The organism is Neptunomonas sp. CHC150 (assembly GCF_030397555.1).
Taxonomy (GTDB): Bacteria; Pseudomonadota; Gammaproteobacteria; order Pseudomonadales; family Balneatricaceae; genus Neptunomonas; species Neptunomonas phycophila.
In genome coordinates this window covers 96,869-113,633 of record NZ_JAPNXU010000010.1, presented here as the reverse complement: position 1 = coordinate 113,633, position 16,765 = coordinate 96,869, and the positions used below count along the sequence as shown (strand labels likewise).

At 46.7% G+C, this 16,765-nt stretch carries 15 protein-coding genes; 12 read left to right on the top strand and 3 right to left on the bottom strand.

The window, feature by feature from the left end; genetic code table 11:
* Positions 1–4 precede the first annotated feature (4 nt).
* The 10 genes from tilS (at position 5) to rpoS (ending at position 10,043) form a co-directional block, all read left to right on the top strand.
* Positions 5–1,309: a tRNA lysidine(34) synthetase TilS gene (gene tilS, locus OW491_RS12300; RefSeq protein ID WP_290036233.1), complete on the top strand. Its 1,305-nt coding sequence runs from the start codon at positions 5–7 to the stop codon at positions 1,307–1,309.
* Between the two features lie 85 nt (positions 1,310–1,394).
* On the top strand, positions 1,395–3,032 hold the full coding sequence (locus OW491_RS12295; RefSeq protein ID WP_075171201.1) for a CTP synthase: 1,638 nt from the start codon (positions 1,395–1,397) through the stop codon (positions 3,030–3,032).
* 38 nt (positions 3,033–3,070) lie between these two features.
* Positions 3,071–4,366 carry a phosphopyruvate hydratase gene (eno, locus tag OW491_RS12290; protein WP_075171202.1) on the top strand — a complete coding sequence of 432 codons (1,296 nt, stop codon included), beginning with the start codon at positions 3,071–3,073 and terminating at the stop codon, positions 4,364–4,366.
* A 60-nt stretch (positions 4,367–4,426) separates the two neighbouring features.
* Positions 4,427–4,723, top strand: a complete 297-nt coding sequence (gene ftsB, locus OW491_RS12285; protein ID WP_075171203.1) for a cell division protein FtsB — start codon at positions 4,427–4,429, stop codon at positions 4,721–4,723.
* Between the two features lie 2 nt (positions 4,724–4,725).
* Positions 4,726–5,760: a tRNA pseudouridine(13) synthase TruD gene (locus tag OW491_RS12280; protein WP_290036230.1), complete on the top strand. Its 1,035-nt coding sequence runs from the start codon at positions 4,726–4,728 to the stop codon at positions 5,758–5,760.
* Positions 5,761–6,513: a 5'/3'-nucleotidase SurE gene (gene surE / locus OW491_RS12275; RefSeq protein WP_178967947.1), complete on the top strand. Its 753-nt coding sequence runs from the start codon at positions 5,761–5,763 to the stop codon at positions 6,511–6,513. It begins immediately after the preceding gene.
* 26 nt (positions 6,514–6,539) lie between these two features.
* The gene (locus OW491_RS12270; RefSeq protein ID WP_290036227.1) at positions 6,540–7,175 is read left to right on the top strand and encodes a protein-L-isoaspartate(D-aspartate) O-methyltransferase; all 636 of its coding nucleotides are present in this window, start codon (positions 6,540–6,542) and stop codon (positions 7,173–7,175) included.
* A gap of 12 nt (positions 7,176–7,187) precedes the next feature.
* Positions 7,188–8,126: a DUF368 domain-containing protein gene (locus OW491_RS12265; protein ID WP_215150546.1), complete on the top strand. Its 939-nt coding sequence runs from the start codon at positions 7,188–7,190 to the stop codon at positions 8,124–8,126.
* A complete protein-coding gene (locus OW491_RS12260) occupies positions 8,126–8,992 on the top strand; it encodes a peptidoglycan DD-metalloendopeptidase family protein (RefSeq protein WP_290036225.1) in 867 nt (288 codons plus the stop codon). Before OW491_RS12265 ends, OW491_RS12260 begins: the two co-directional genes overlap by 1 nt.
* 40 nt (positions 8,993–9,032) lie before the next feature.
* On the top strand, positions 9,033–10,043 hold the full coding sequence (gene rpoS, locus OW491_RS12255) for an RNA polymerase sigma factor RpoS (protein ID WP_075171206.1): 1,011 nt from the start codon (positions 9,033–9,035) through the stop codon (positions 10,041–10,043).
* A gap of 35 nt (positions 10,044–10,078) precedes the next feature.
* Here the strand turns inward: rpoS and fdxA are convergent, their stop codons facing one another.
* From fdxA to OW491_RS12240, 3 genes are all read right to left on the bottom strand, one after another.
* A complete protein-coding gene (gene fdxA / locus OW491_RS12250) occupies positions 10,079–10,405 on the bottom strand; it encodes a ferredoxin FdxA (RefSeq protein ID WP_290036224.1) in 327 nt (108 codons plus the stop codon).
* Positions 10,406–10,452: 47 nt separating this feature from the next.
* On the bottom strand, positions 10,453–13,020 hold the full coding sequence (gene mutS / locus OW491_RS12245) for a DNA mismatch repair protein MutS (protein ID WP_290036222.1): 2,568 nt from the start codon (positions 13,018–13,020) through the stop codon (positions 10,453–10,455).
* A 101-nt stretch (positions 13,021–13,121) separates the two neighbouring features.
* Positions 13,122–14,042 carry a LysR family transcriptional regulator gene (locus OW491_RS12240; protein ID WP_075171209.1) on the bottom strand — a complete coding sequence of 307 codons (921 nt, stop codon included), beginning with the start codon at positions 14,040–14,042 and terminating at the stop codon, positions 13,122–13,124.
* Between the two features lie 117 nt (positions 14,043–14,159).
* Here OW491_RS12240 and speB point away from each other — a divergent pair, with 117 nt between their 5' ends.
* Positions 14,160–15,095 (top strand): agmatinase, encoded by a 936-nt coding sequence (gene speB / locus OW491_RS12235; RefSeq protein ID WP_290036220.1) that lies wholly within the window; start codon positions 14,160–14,162, stop codon positions 15,093–15,095.
* A gap of 117 nt (positions 15,096–15,212) precedes the next feature.
* A complete protein-coding gene (locus tag OW491_RS12230) occupies positions 15,213–16,700 on the top strand; it encodes an aldehyde dehydrogenase (RefSeq protein ID WP_290036219.1) in 1,488 nt (495 codons plus the stop codon).
* Positions 16,701–16,765: the final 65 nt, after the last annotated feature.

The following is a 16,765-nucleotide window of genomic DNA, read 5'->3' as shown; positions in this document are numbered from 1 at the left end:
TCCCATGACGACATCTAAATTAACGCAGCACTTTTACCAGTGCTGCGTTAACCATTCCCCGCAAGGGCTTGCTTCAAAAGGCTGGGTTGTCGCACTCAGTGGTGGGTTAGATTCAATCGTTTTACTGCATTTAGCCGTCAAATATCTACCGGCCGGCTCAGTTCGTGCAATCCATGTAAACCATCATCTCCAAGAAAAATCTGATCAATGGGCGCAGTTCTGTCTAGATCAGTGTGCACTATTGTCGATTACTTGTACGGTCTGCGATGTTTACCCGGCCTCGAACAGTGAATTGGCTGCGCGAGATGCGCGTTTGGAGGCTATTCAGTCATGTGTAGGTGCTTCTGATTGTGTATTGATGGCTCATCATGCAAATGATCAGCTAGAGACCGTTTTGTTTCGTTTAATGCGAGGTACTGGCGCTAAAGGGTTAGCCGGTATTCCTGTGTCGAGGCGTTTTGGCGTGGCTACTCTTCTAAGGCCGTTGCTAACAATAACCCGTACTGAGCTGGAAACTTATGCAGCTGAGCAGACATTCTCATGGATAGATGATCCAAGTAATGCTGCTGATGACTATGACCGTAATTATATCCGTCATCATGTTATACCTCCTATGGTAGAGCGCTGGCCAAAGGCTGTGACTCGTTTGCAGCAAACCACGCAATACCTTGCTGATCAACAGCAGGTGCTAGAGTCTTATTTGGATGCAGATCTTCAATCGATGGCACTGGCAGGGGGTGGCTTGAATATAGAGTTGTTGGGGGGGGGGGCGCACCCAAAAAGTATTGCGTTGCTCAGGCGTTGGTTTGAGTGTCAAACAGGTCAACCGTTATCAGCGCTAGCCGTTCAAGAAGTGTTTGAGCGTTGTATCGCTGCGCGTGCTGATGCTCAGCCACAAATAAATGTGGGTGGGATTGTTCTGCGACGATATCGGCAAGGCGTGTATTGTGTTCCTCACAAAGTTAATGACGTTGAAGATGTGCGTTCTCAAGCGTTGATGGTGCCTTTTACTGATTGGCGTGGAGGCCGTATCTGTGTAACGGCCGGCTCCGAAGGTTTTGATTTGCAGCCCGGTGTTGAAGTGGTTGCACGCGCGGATGGAATGTCTATTAAGCCCAAAAACCGCCCTACTAAAACCCTTAAAAAGTTGTTTCAGGAGGCTGGTGTTCCGCCTTGGTTGCGCTCAAACTGGCCTATTTGTGTACGCCAGAATGAAGTGGTTGCTGTACCTGGAATATGTGTTGCGGAGTCATGCTGGATAAAAAGCGAAGAAAAGACCGCATTTACACTCACTTGGCGCGCTTTCTAATTGTCGAAGCGTGCTTACTTTGCTATCCTGTAGCCCCATCTCGATCAAGTTTTTTCCCTCACTTACAAGCCAATACAGGTTCCACATGACGCGCTACATATTCGTCACAGGTGGTGTCGTGTCCTCTTTGGGCAAAGGCATCGCATCCGCATCGCTTGCAGCTATTCTGGAAGCGCGCGGTTTGAAAGTCACAATGCTGAAACTCGACCCGTACATCAATGTCGACCCGGGGACTATGAGCCCATTCCAGCACGGTGAAGTATTCGTCACAGAAGATGGCGCGGAGACCGACTTAGACCTCGGTCATTATGAACGTTTTATTCGCACAACGATGACTAAGCGTAATAACTTTACGACAGGTCGTGTTTATCAACACGTGCTGAATAAAGAACGCCGTGGTGATTATTTAGGCGGCACCGTTCAGGTTATTCCGCATATTACTGATGAAATTAAGCGACGCGTCATTGAAGGTGCAGGGGATGCAGACGTTGCCTTAGTTGAAATTGGTGGCACCGTTGGTGATATCGAATCACAGCCATTCTTAGAGGCAGTCCGCCAGATGAAAGCAGAGCTGGGCTTTGCTCGAGCTATGTTTATGCATCTTACTCTCGTGCCTTATATAGCCACGGCTGGTGAGATCAAAACAAAGCCTTCTCAACACTCGGTAAAAGAGCTGCGTTCTATCGGTATCCAGCCTGATATTTTGGTGTGCCGCTCAGAGCAGGCCATCCCGGACTCTTCGCGTCGTAAGTTGTCTCTATTTACTAACGTAGAAGAGCGTGCGGTTATCTCCATGCCAGATGCCGATACTATCTACAACATTCCTAAAATGTTGTCTGACCAAGGGTTAGATAACATCGTGGTTGAGCGTTTTAATTTAGATGCGCCTGCGGCTGACCTAAATGAATGGGAGGCGGTTGCTGATGCACACCTCAACCCAGATGGCGAAGTTAAGATTGCCATGGTCGGTAAGTACATGGAATTGTTGGATGCCTACAAGTCGTTAATCGAAGCAATTTCTCATGCGGGTATTAAGCTACGTCGCAAAGTGTCCATCGAATACATTGATTCAGAGCGTGTTGAGCGTGAAGGCGTAGAAATTCTTCAAGATATGTCTGCAATCTTAGTCCCAGGCGGATTTGGTGAGCGTGGCGTTGAAGGTAAAATTGCGGCTGTTAAATACGCGCGCGAAAACAAGGTTCCTTATTTAGGTATCTGTTTAGGCATGCAGGTGGCCGTGATTGAATTTGCTCGTCATGTAGCTAACTTGGCAGGAGCGACCTCTACTGAGTTCGATCAAAATAGTGAGCATCCGGTAATCGGTTTGATTACGGAATGGACAACGGCTGAGGGTGATGTTGAGCAACGTAGCGAAGACACAGACCTTGGTGGCACTATGCGTTTAGGTGCACAGGTGTGCCATTTAAAAGCAGGGTCTACTGTCGCAAAAAGTTATGGCAGTACTGATATAGTTGAGCGCCATCGCCATCGTTTTGAAGTGAACAACAACTACGTTCCTTTATTAGAAGAGGCCGGTTTAATTATCTCTGGTCGTTCCGCCGATGGTGAATTGGTTGAAGTGGTGGAGGTTCCAGACCATCCTTGGTTTGTTGCTTGTCAGTTCCACCCCGAATTTACGTCGTCCCCACGTGATGGACATGGATTGTTTACCGGCTTTATCGAAGCCGCTTTGGCAGAGCAAGCTCGTCGCCAAACAGCGTGAAATAAAAATACTTATTAGGATAAATTGGAGAGATAAGCATGGCACAGATTGCCGATATCAAAGCACGTGAAGTGTTAGATTCTCGCGGTAACCCAACGGTTGAAGCTGATGTTATTTTAGCCTCTGGCGTTTTAGGAACGGCTTGCGCACCTTCAGGCGCATCTACTGGTTCACGCGAAGCGTTGGAATTGCGTGATGGTGATAAGTCTCGCTACCTTGGTAAAGGTGTACTTAAAGCTGTTGCAGCTATCAACGGTGTTATTCGCGAAGCTCTGATCGGTATGGATGTTACGGATCAACGTGCCCTTGATAACAAAATGCTTGAGCTAGACGGGACCGAGAATAAAACGAATCTGGGTGCTAATGCTATTTTGGCGGTGTCTTTAGCAGCAGCGAAAGCAGCTGCCACAGTAAAAGGTGTGCCGTTGTACGCACACATTGCTGATATCAATGGTACGTCTGGCCAGTATTCTCTTCCAGTGCCTATGATGAATATCTTGAACGGCGGTGAGCATGCGGATAACAACGTAGATATCCAAGAGTTCATGGTTCAGCCTGTTAATTTTACGAAGTTTTCCGATGCATTGCGTTGTGGCGCAGAGATCTTTCACGCATTGAAAGGCGTCCTTCAGGCTAAAGGCTTAAACACGGCCGTTGGTGACGAAGGTGGGTTTGCACCTAACTTAGCGTCTAACGAAGAAGCCCTAGTCGTTATTCAGGAAGCAATAGCTAAAACATCTTATCAGCTAGGTACTGACGTAACGCTGGCACTAGATTGTGCGTCATCTGAGTTCTACAAAGATGGCAAATATGACCTAGCTGGCGAAGGTAAAGTGTTTGATGCCGAAGGTTTCGCTGACTATTTAGCGCAACTTAGCGAAAACTACCCAATCGTTTCTATCGAAGATGGTATGGACGAGTCGGACTGGGATGGTTGGGCTGCTTTGACTAATAAGATTGGTGATAAAGTTCAGTTGGTAGGTGATGATTTGTTTGTCACTAATACCAAGATCCTTAAGCGTGGTATTGAGCAAGGTATTGGTAACTCTATCTTGATCAAGTTTAACCAAATCGGATCATTGTCTGAAACACTCGACGCGATTCAAATGGCGAAAGATGCAGGGTTTACTGTTGTGATCTCTCACCGTTCTGGAGAAACTGAAGACACGACTATTGCTGATTTGGCTGTGGGTACTGCAGCGGGTCAGATTAAGACAGGCTCTTTATGCCGTTCTGATCGTGTTGCTAAGTACAACCGCTTGCTTCGTATTGAAGAAGAGTTGGGCGAAAACGCGATCTATAAAGGTCGTTCAGAAATTAAAGGTCAGGCTTAAAGCGCCGACTGTTTAGAAAGGGGGCTATAATGCCCCCTTTTTTAGATGTCGAGGTAAGGTGTGTTCCGCTGGTTTATAGCGTTTTTAATTATTATGTTGATGGGCCTCCAATATCGCTTATGGTTTGGTGAGGCGAACATCACGCAAATAGGCCAACTCAAACAGCAAATTGAAAGCCAAGTGGCTGAAAATGAGCGTTTGCAGATGCGTAATCGTCAACTAGAAGCAGAAGTAATGGACCTTAAAAAAGGCTACTCGGCCATCGAGGAACGAGCTCGCAGCGGCCAAGGGATGGTAAAAGAAGGCGAAACTTTTTTCCAATTAGTTGAACCTCATCTTCAGAATAACGAGAACTAATCATGTCCCTCCCAACGCAATACCGCTATTTACACGGCGAACCCCGTAGTTCGGCTTTTATTCGTTTATTACCCGAAGATTTTCAGGTCACTGAAATTCCTTCCTTTGAGCCGGAGGGAGAAGGTGAGCATGTATTTTTATTGATCCGTAAAGTGGGCGAAAATACGGATTGGGTCGCGCGTCAGCTCGCTAATTTTGCGCAAGTGCCTGCTAAAGATGTGAGCTATGCCGGTAAAAAAGACCGTCATGCCGTTACTGAACAATGGTTTTGTGTGCGTTTCCCTGGCAATCGTGCACTGAACTGGAGTTTGTTTGGTGGTGAATCGATCACTGTGTTAAAAACTGCTCGCCACCCTCGTAAGTTACGTCTGGGAAATTTATTAGGTAACCGCTTCTCTATTCGCCTACGTAACCTTACTAATGAAGCCGACTTCGTTGAGCGTCTTGCTTACCTTGAGCATGGGGTTCCCAATTATTTTGGTGAACAACGTTTTGGTCGAGAAGGTGGCAATTTAGAAAAGGGTGTTGCCTTGATAAAGGGCGAATACCAGGAACGTCAGCGTCATAAAAAAGGCCTTTATATTTCGGCCGTCCGATCTTGGTTATTTAATCACCTTTTATCGGAGCGTTTAGGTGACGAGTTATGGCAGCGCCCTATGCAAGGGGATGTCATGATGTTAAATGGCAGCCGTAGCTTTTTTGTGGCAGAGGAACTTGATCAATCTTTACAAACACGTTTTGAAAGTCGTGATATATTGCTCAGCGGCCCTTTATGGGGGCGAGGTCGGCCATTGTCTGAAGCACAAGCGGGAGAGTGGGAAGCGCGAGTCATTGAGCCTTGGCATGAAATTACCGAACGCCTTGAGCATTTGGGCTTGAATCAGGAGCGCCGCTCTTTAGTATTGTATGCAGAAGGCTTTAAGGCCGAAAAAGAAGCACCAGGGCAATGGGTAGTACACTTTTCATTACCCGCGGGTAGTTTTGCAACCACCGTCTTAAGGGAATTATGTCATGTTACACAAACAGGATCGGTTTAAATGAAAAAAATTCTGGTCTCAAATGATGATGGTGTATTTGCTCCGGGTATAGCCGCGTTGGCAAAGGCAATGGAGACAATTGGCGAGGTCACTGTGATTGCCCCAGATAGGAATCGCAGCGGGGCTAGTAATGCCTTGACGTTAGACCGGCCTATTGAAGCTCATACCCACAAAAATGGCTTTATTGGATTAAATGGTACCCCCACAGATTGTGTACACATGGGGGTGTCAGGGCTGTTTTGTGAAAGGCCTGATATTGTTGTTTCGGGGATTAACAACGGCGCTAATTTAGGCGACGATGTACTCTACTCCGGTACCGTAGCTGCTGCGATGGAAGGTCGTTCGCTTAACTTGTCGGCTATCGCCGTCTCGTTAGCCAGTTTTACACCAAAATATTTTGATACGGCTGCTGAAGTCGTTAAAACGATAGTCGAAAACTTAGATACATTAAATCTGCCTCCGCGCACCGTACTTAACGTTAATGTGCCGGATGTTCCTTTGGCTGAAATTAAAGGCATTCACTTAACCCGTCTCGGTCATAGAGCGGCTGCGGGCGTTCCAGTAGCTACGACAGACCCACGTGGAAAAATACGGTATTGGGTAGCAGGAGCGGGTGATGCGGTTGATAAAGAGGCGGGCACAGACTTTTATGCTGTGGACCAAGGCTATGTATCTATCACGCCATTGCATATTGATATGACCTCGTATGCTGTTATGGAGCAAATGGGGGATTGGTTGGAGAGCTTAGGTTGATTGATATTCAGCTTCAGGGGATCGGTATGACGTCTCGCCGTACTCGAGAGCGTCTTGTTCAACGTTTACGCGAACAGAATATTAGTAGTCAGGCTATTTTAGATGTCATGCGTGATACGCCACGGCACATCTTTATTGACGAGGCATTATCCCATCGTGCGTATGAAGATACCGCATTGCCCATTGGTTTTAATCAAACGATATCTCAGCCATACATAGTGGCAAAAATGACTGAGGTATTGTTAGCTGTTGGTCCATTGAAGCAAGTATTAGAGATAGGCACCGGCTCTGGTTATCAAACGGCGGTATTAGCTCAGCTTGTTGAGTCGGTTTACTCCGTAGAGCGGATCAAGCCTCTGCAAGTAAGAGCACGCGAGCGCTTTCGTCAAATGGGTCTAAGAAATATCCATTTGCAACATACTGATGGTGGAATGGGGTGGTCAACGATGGCGCCTTTCGATGGCATCATTGTGACAGCCGCACCTGACCAAGTACCCGAAGAGCTGCTGAACCAGCTTGCTATTGGCGGTCGCTTGGTTATCCCTGTTGGTGATTCACAGCAGCAATTGCAGCTTATAACTCGAGAAACAGAGGAACGTTACGAAACACGTATCCTCGAAAATGTGAAATTTGTACCGCTGTTATCAGGAACAGTTCGTTAAGGGGATAAGTGGGTGAAGCAGCAGCGGAATTTAATGGGTTATGTGTTTGTGATGCTCAAAGGTCTCATGATGGGTGCGGCGGATGCTGTTCCTGGCGTTTCAGGTGGGACGATCGCATTCATAACGGGAATCTATGAAGAACTGATCTTTAGTATTAGGCAGTGCAATCCTAAAACACTGTGCTTGTTGTTTACCAAAGGGCCTGCCTCTTTTTGGCAAGCCATTAATGGTAACTTTTTGATCAGTTTATTAGGTGGTATAGCGGTTAGTATTTTAACGCTGGCTCATGCCGTTTTATTTATGTTGGAAAATTATCCCGAAATATTGTGGGCTTTCTTTTTTGGTCTAATTTTGGCCTCTACATGGTCCATCGCGCGCCATATCTCATCTTGGAATACTCAAAATAGCGTGTTGTTTATAATGGGAGCTTTGTTGGCTTACATAGTGACTTCGTTAACACCCACCGAGATAGAAGCAACACCCTTAGCCATCTTTTTGTCCGGAGCCATCGCCATATGTGCGATGATTTTGCCGGGTATTTCGGGGTCTTTTATTTTATTGTTGCTGGGTATGTACAGCTTTATTCTTCAGTCAATAAAAGGCTTTGAGTTCAATACAATACTATTATTTGCGGCGGGTGCAGTAGCAGGGTTGTTATCATTTTCGCACGTGTTGCATTGGTTGTTCTCACGTTATCGCCTAGCGACCTTGTCTGTGATGTCTGGTTTTTTGTTAGGTTCTTTAAATAAGGTATGGCCTTGGAAATATACCACAGCGTATACATTAAACCGCCACGGTGATCAGGTTCCGTTGGTTCAGGAGAACGTATCGCCTTTCAATTATGAGGTGTTAACAGGCCAGCATGCCTATTTATGGATGTCCGTTATTATGTTGGTGGTAGGCGTTGCGTTAGTATTATTGATAGATAGAGATGTAACTAGCACTGATTAATGACTATACAAGCGGGTAAAGACTACATAAGTGGATTCTTTAGGCACAGAAAATGGTGCCTGTGTGTAGGTTTTTGCCTTATTCTGACCGCTTGCTCGTCTGGTTATGCTCCGGTTACTGATTTATCGATTAATCAGCGGCGCAACGTCGAAATTATTCGTGATGGCCAATCGGCTTCTGCTACGCCACCAGGTTACTATCGCGTGCAGCGCGGGGATACTTTGTACTCAATAGCGTTTCGTTATGGGATCGATTACCGTCAATTAGCGAAAAAAAATAACATTAATAGCCGATATACTATTTACCCAGGACAAGTGTTAGCTGTGGCGGCTAGTCCTGTAAGCCAAAGCAAAAACACTTCAACAACAGTAGCTAAGGCTCCTAAGGCTAATAGTCAGCCAAGTTCTGGTAATCAGCAGAATGCATCCAAAGCACCATCGACACCGAAAAAAACACCGGCGGTCAGTTCTCCCTCTAAACCCAAAGTGGCCACCAATACCCGTGTTAATTGGCGCTGGCCTGCAACAGGAAAAGTCATAGCCGGGTTTAGTGGCGAGGCCAACAAAGGGATTAATTTAGCAGGTAAGAAAGGCGACCCAGTGTATGCCGCAGCGGCTGGAAATGTCGTCTATGCAGGCAGTGGCCTGCATGGTTACGGTAACCTTGTCATCATCAATCACAACCAAGAATATTTAAGCGCTTATGCGCACAACAGTAAAATTCTCGTAAAAGAGAACGAAAATGTTAAGGTTGGGGCAAAAATTGCCGAAATAGGTAATAGCGGGTCAGTTAGTACGATGCTTCACTTTGAAATTCGCAAGGATGGAAAGCCGGTCAACCCGCTACGGTATTTGCCTAAACGGTAAATAATAATAAAGTTATCTAAGTATAAAGGTGACAACAGTGATGACGAGTAGTGATAGAAGCGATTCACCGCATAAGGATATATTGGTTGATAGCATGGAAGATGATTTAGATACTACTGATAGCGAAAGCATGGACGATGACAGCCATGACGATGAGCCGGAGTTACTGAATAGTGGCCGTGGCCGTGGCAGTTTAGCGCATAAAGATTTGCTAAGTGCCAAGTCGCTCGACGCCACCCAGCTTTATCTCAATGAGATAGGCTTCTCGCCTTTATTATCAGCAGAAGAAGAAGTTTACTTTTCACGTTTGGCGCTTAAAGGTGACGAGCCTTCCCGCAAGCGTATGATAGAAAGTAACTTACGCTTGGTGGTTAAAATATCTCGCCGTTATATTAATCGCGGTTTAACCCTGTTGGATCTTATCGAAGAGGGTAATTTGGGATTGATTCGTGCGGTTGAGAAATTTGACCCTGAGCGTGGCTTCCGGTTCTCTACTTACGCGACATGGTGGATTCGTCAGACCATTGAGCGTGCCATCATGAACCAAACACGAACCATTCGTTTACCTATACATGTGGTTAAAGAACTCAATGTATATTTGCGAGCGGCACGAGAGCTATCCCAAAAACTGGATCATGAGCCAACAGCAGAAGAAATAGCCGAAGCGGTTTGCAAGCCGGTTGAAGCTGTACAGAAAATGCTAGGCTTTAATGAACGGGTTTCCTCTATTGATATTCCAATGGGTGATTCGGATAAGCCGGTTATCGAAACCATTGCTGATCGTGAAACGTCGGATCCCGAAGTGCTATTGCAGAACAACAATATCAGCGGCAACCTAGAAAAATGGTTGGATATGTTGCCTGAAAAGCATTCAGAGGTTATATCCCGTCGGTTTGGCTTGCGTGGCTATGAGATGAGTACACTTGAAGAAGTGGGTACTGAGATAGGTTTGACGCGTGAGCGTGTTCGTCAAATTCAAGTAGAAGCGTTACGTAAACTGCGTGAAATTGTTGAAAAGAACGGTTTATCTGGGGAAGACCTGCTGAGATAAATCAGCAGGCTTGCCTAGCCGGTCAAGCGGGTGCCTTAGCCTTTGATGAGATACTTTAGCTTGTTGGGTTTTCCGTCCCATTCCTGAGCATCGGGTAATGGCTCTTTCCGTTCGCTAATATTGCTCCAAATCTCTGATAGTTCGGCATTGATATCGATAAAGATTTGCTGGCTTTCAGGTACATCATCGTCTAAAAAAATTGCGCCAGCTGGGCATTCTGGCTCGCATAATCCACAATCGATACATTCATCTGGGTGGATGACCAGAAAGTTTTCCCCTTCATAGAAGCAGTCAACCGGGCATACTTCTACACAATCCGTATACTTACAGCGTATGCAGTTATCTGTTACTACAAAAGCCATGTGTTGCTCTCCTTAACTGGGTTTAAAAAACACGCTCTGATGAGTCATCACAGCAAGCTCTTGAGTGAATATAGCAACTCTAGCGCTTCACGTGGGGATAAATTATCTGGATTCATGTCTTTTAATGCATCCAAAGCTGGGCTGCTAGGCGCACTGAACATATCGTTTTGGACTGGCGGTGGAGGTGTGGCGCCGGTTTGTGTTTTTACGCTGTCGGCTTCAAGCTGGATTAGCTTTTGCCTCGCCTGTGTAATGACGTGGTGAGGTACGCCTGCTAGTTGAGCAACTTGCAACCCATAGCTTTGGCTGGCCGGGCCTTCTTGAACTTCGTGCATAAAGACAATGGTGTCGTTGTGCTCTAAAGCATTAAGGTGAACATTGAACACGCCTTCTTGCTGTTCAGGGAGAGCGGTTAACTCAAAATAATGCGTCGCAAACAGGGTGAGCGCTTTAATTTCGCTTGCTAAATAATCGGCGGCTGACCATGCGAGTGATAGACCATCAAAGGTACTGGTGCCGCGACCGACTTCATCCATTAATACGAGGCTGCTCTCAGAAGCGTTATGTAAAATGTTGGCGGTTTCGGTCATCTCGACCATAAATGTAGAACGACCGCCAGCTAGGTCATCGGATGAACCCATACGGGTAAATATTCGATCCATAATGCCAATATCAACCGACTCGGCTGGTACGTAGCTTCCTATGTGCGCGAGTAGGGCTATTAAGGCAGCTTGGCGCATATAAGTCGATTTACCGCCCATGTTGGGGCCGGTAATAACCAGCATGCGTCGCTCTGGAGATAAGCTTAAATCGTTAGCCACGAACGGCGTTTCCAATACAGACTCAACGACGGGGTGACGACCTTGGCGAATGGATAGTTGAGGCGATTGGTGTAAGTGAGGAGCCGTGAGGTTTAGTGTGTCTGCGCGTTCTGCCAAATTGCATAAGGTATCTAACTCTGCCAGCGCCTGTGCACAATCTTGAAGTGCTGGCAGTTGTTCGGCAAGCAGGCTGATCAGCGACTCATACAGGGCTTTTTCACGCGCTAATGCGCGGCTTTTTGCACTGAGAGCCTTATCCTCAAATGATTTCAGTTCTGGTGTAATAAATCGTTCGGCATTTTTCAGTGTTTGGCGTCGAATGTATTCGGCGGGTACTTCGGTAGCTTGTGCTTTACTGATTTCAATAAAGTAGCCATGGACACGGTTGTAACCTACTTTTAGCGTAGCTATTCCGGTGCGTGCCTTTTCTTGTTGCTCTAGTTTGATCAGATAATCACCAGCGTTTTCACTGATATTACGCAGTTCGTCTAGTTCTTCGTCGTAGCCATCAGCGATGACACCACCATCGCGAATCACTACTGGAGGGTTATCAATGATGGCTTTTTTTAACAGACTGGCTTGTTCAGGGAATTCACTGACCAAATGAGCAAGGCGGTTTATGTGTTGCGGTCTTGACTCATCCAGCAAGGCGTTCTGAAAACTAGGCAGGCTTGCTAAGGCGTCGCGCAGTCGCTCTAAGTCACGCGGGCGAGCAGAGCCTAAGCCGACTCGCGACAAGATGCGTTCGATATCACCGATCCCTTTAAGGTGCTCTGCAGCGGCTTCGTATCGATAATGAGTGCGGAACCACTGTATTGCTGACTGCCGATGTAACAATGTGTCTATATCGCGAAGCGGCTGGTTGAGCCAGCGACGTAGTAAGCGGCTACCCATAGCCGTGGCGGTTTTATCCATCACGCTAATCAGGGTGTTTTCTCGTCCGCCGGCTAGATTTTGATCAATCTCTAAGTTACGGCGCGTAGCGGCATCTAAAATAACGGTTTCTGACCGTTGCTCGATTAATAAACGCCGAATGTGAGGTAGCGCTGATCGCTGGGTGTCTTTTGCATATTGTAACAAGCAGCCTGCAGCGCCTATCGCTAAGGTCATGTGCGCAATACCAAAACCTTCGAGATCTTGGGTGTTAAACTGCTGGCACAGCAAGCGTTCAGCTGATTCAGTCTCAAAGTTCCACGGGGCTTGGCCACGTAGGCCGGGACGGCCACGTAAAATAGACTCTAAAATTGTATCGTCGTTGAAGAGTATCTCGGCAGGCTTTAACCGTTCGAGTTCGGCCATGAGCGATTCTTGATCGTCCAGTTCCATTAAGCTAAAACGACCTGTACTGATATCGACTAAAGAGACACCGTACTTATCTTGATGTGTGTTGATCGCTAATAAAATGTTATCGCGAGATTCATCTAAAAAAGCTTCGTCACTTAATGTGCCTGGAGTAACAATGCGAGCCACTTTACGCTCGACAGGTCCTTTGCTTGTGGCAGGGTCTCCAAATTGTTCGCAGATAACTACAGACTCACCAGCCCGAACGATCTTTGCGATATAGCCCTCGGCGGCATGAAACGGAAGCCCTGCCATTGGAATAGCGTTGCCGCCGGATTTGCCGCGCGCAGTTAGTGATATGTTGAGCAGCTCCGATGCGCGTTTGGCATCGTCGTAGAATAACTCATAAAAATCTCCCATACGATAAAAGACCAATTGGTGCGGGTATTCCGCTTTGATCTTGAGGTACTGCTGCATCATTGGGGTGTGTTGAGTTGTGCTGTCTTGAGCCATGAATTCGTTTCTTTAGTCGGTTAACGCGAGCGCAACAGTCTATCAAAAGCCCTGTCTGGGAAATAGAGGCTTCTATTAACTGAAGTGGCAGCTCCACATGATTATAGGCCGCTTTCGTATGAGATAAATTGATCCTGTAGCCAGTTAATAGCTGGGTTTTTACGGTGGAGAGTGTGTCGGATGATGCTCATATTAAGCACAGGGAAGTCAGCTGGGGGTGTAACAATCGTTAACGGCATATGTTGACTAAACAGTTTGGCCATGCGCTTGGGTAGTGTCATTAATGAATGGGTTTGGGTTACCATTTTAGCTGCTGCAAAGTAGTTTACCGTGCTTATTAACGAATCTCGTTTGAGTGAATTGTTGGCTAACCAGAGGTCGATGGGGTCGCCGGTGTAGTTTTTCTCACCGGCAGTATCTACCACGTTGATGTGAGTTGCTTGGATGTATTCTTTGGTTGTGATGTGTGTGTTGAGGCGCGTTTGATTAGCAATAATGGCATAGTGCTCGGTAAGCCACGGCGTAGCAATTAAACCTTCTGGTAGTGTTGACTCGGTATGTAAGCCGATAACGAGATCGGTGTTGAGGGCGGCTAAGGCATCTTGTGAATAATTCATACCAATCATTTCTATTGAGAAGCGTATCCGAGGGGCTTGCTCAATAAGGATAGGTAATAGTTCAGGCAGAATAACGGTTTCTACAAAGTCCGTTACTGCTAACGTAAATGTACGCTCTGTCTTGGCTGGATCAAATGGGGCTGGCGGTGATAGTTGGTGTTCAATGAGTCGTAAAGCGGTTTGTATTTCGGGTAGCATTTCTAAAGCTTTGGGGCTGGGCTTTAGCCCTTGACCATAACGTATCAATAATGGGTCATCTAATTGTTCGCGCAGTCGGTTAAGGGCATGGCTCATAGCCGATTGGCTTAAGAATACTTTGTCAGCTGCACGGCTAACATGGCATTCGGTGATCAGTGCTTCCAAAATTACTAACAAGTTAAGGTCAAACTGACGTAAGAGGCTCATTGGTGTAAATCCAGTATGTATAGTATTAATAGTTTTATTAAAAATATGCGTTTCAATAATTATTAGCTAGTGCTTATTCTAAACAGAACGAATTAATTACAATGGATGAGAATCATAATGTCCGTAGCAAATGCAGATTTACCCCTCTATGGCGAGTTAGGCATGACCTTTATGCAGTGGCCGCAAGTGACGAATTTAGAGCGAAGTGACGCTGAGGTTGTCGTGACGGGTGTGCCTTTTGATTTAGCGACCAGCGGGCGTCCGGGGGCGCGTTTAGGTCCGGCAGCTATCAGGCAGGCATCAGCTAATTTGATATGGGAGGGTGCCCGTTGGCCTTGGTCGTTTGCCTTAGATGATTATTTAGCGGTAGAGGACTCAGGTAATTTATTGTTTAAACATGGAGAGCCGCAAACACTTGTGGATAATTTAGAAGCGCACATTGGCTCCATAGTCTCGTCAGGTAAAAAAGCGCTAACGTTTGGCGGTGACCATTTTATTACACTACCTGTTTTACGCGCTTATGCTAAAAAATATGGTCCAGTCGCCTTGGTGCATGTGGATGCCCATACGGACACGTATTCGGGGGGGAGCCGTTATGATCACGGTACCATTTTTCATCATGCCGTGCAGGAAGGGCTAGTTGATCACGAGCACTCAATTCAGTTAGGTATTCGGACAAGTTACACAGTAGAAGGCCATCCGTTTGAGGTATTAGATGCCGCGTGGATTAATGACCATGGCCCGAGGGCAACTCTTGAGAGAATTCGTGCACGCGTCGGCGATAAGCCAATTTATGTCAGCTTTGATATTGATGGTTTAGACCCTGCGTTTGCGCCTGGTACGGGCACACCGGTGGTGGCGGGCTTAACGGTGGATTGCGCTTTAAAGTTGATTAGAGGATTGCAAGGGTTGGATTTGATTGGGATGGATGTTGTAGAAGTCGCGCCCGCTTATGATAATGCAGAGATCACCGCATTAGCAGGTGCTACTTTAGCGCTAGAGTTTTTGTACGTGCTGGCTGCTACTACCCATTCATTAGGCGTGCATAAATAGTCTTCTATCTCCTAAGGGATATTCCTCGCGCAAGCATAGCAGCGTAGACTGCGAGTACTGTTTTATTTGTATTGATGGCTTGCGAGGCTAGGCCATCAATATTATGAAGGTATTCTTATGAAAAGCTACGCTGAATGGAAACAACTGAGCCACGATATCTCTTTCAGAGATAAAGCTTATATCAATGGTCGCTTTCAGCCTTCGCAACGTGGGCAAACATTCCCATCTATCAACCCAACGAACGAAGCGCTATTGGCGAATGTTGCAAGTTGTGACGATGCTGATGTGGATATAGCCGTTGCTAACGCCAAAGCGGTATTTGAATCCGGCGTGTGGTCACAAATGGCGCCTGCCAAACGAAAAGAAATCATGCTGCGTTGGGCTGACTTAATTGAAGCGCATCATGATGAATTTGCCATCCTTGATACGCTAGATATGGGTAAATCCATCAGTGAAATGGTCGCCGTTGATGTCCCCGATACGATTGACTGCTTTCGTTGGACCGCAGAATCTATTGATAAAGTCTATGGTGATATAGCACCAACGAATAAAGATGTTTTAGCACTGATAACGCACGAGCCGGTTGGTGTAGTTGCTGCGATAACGCCCTGGAATTATCCGCTAATGATGGTTTCTTGGAAGTTGGCGCCGGCAATAGCGATGGGGAATAGCGTTATTTTAAAGCCGTCTGAAAAAGCGCCATTAAGCGCTTTACGTTTGGCTGAGTTGGCCTCGGAAGCAGGATTACCTGATGGGGTGCTTAATGTGTTGCCAGGTTTTGGGCACACGGCAGGCAAAGCGCTAGCCTTGCATATGAATGTTGATGTATTGGCATTTACTGGCTCTACACGTGTGGCGGGTATGTTGATGGAGTATGCAGGCCAGTCCAACTTGAAAAAAGTCTGGCTGGAAGCGGGTGGTAAGTCACCGAATATCATTTTTGATGACTGCGACGATATCGTTAAAGCGGCCAGAACGTCGGCGGCGGCAATCTTCTCGAATCAAGGTGAGGTGTGTATAGCTTGTTCGCGTATTTATGTGCAAAAAGGGATTAAAGAAGCGTTTTTGTCGGCATTGAAAGAAGCCGCACAAGCTTACCGCACTGGCGATCCGCTCGATCCTGAAACGCGAATGGGGCCAATGGTCGATGCCGCACAATTAAATACAGTGGCTCATTATATTCAGTCGGCCTTGGATCAAGGCGCAACGCTGGCGACGGGCGGCTTACCTGATTACACAGAAGGTAAGGGCTTTTATGCGAAACCGACTATTATCACTGATGCCGATAACAGCATGACCTTTGTTCAGGAAGAAATCTTTGGCCCCGTTTTAGCTGTATGCGAATTCGAAACGGAAGGCGAAGCAATAGCGCTGGCGAACGACTCGCGCTATGGGCTAGGGGCCGCGATCTGGACAGCTAATTTATCACGAGCGCATCGAGTTAGTCGCCAGTTAAAAAGCGGTATGGTTTGGGTTAACACGTGGGGAGAAGGTGATTCTACTGTGCCTTTTGGTGGGGTAAAAGCATCCGGCAATGGGCGCGATAAATCAATCCATTCATTGGAGAAATATACCTCGATGAAGAATGTCTGGATTCGTATCTAGCGCTAGTGCTGGCACACCCATGTGCTTAGTAAACGGAGGCGATTGGCCTCCGTTTGGTTAAGGGG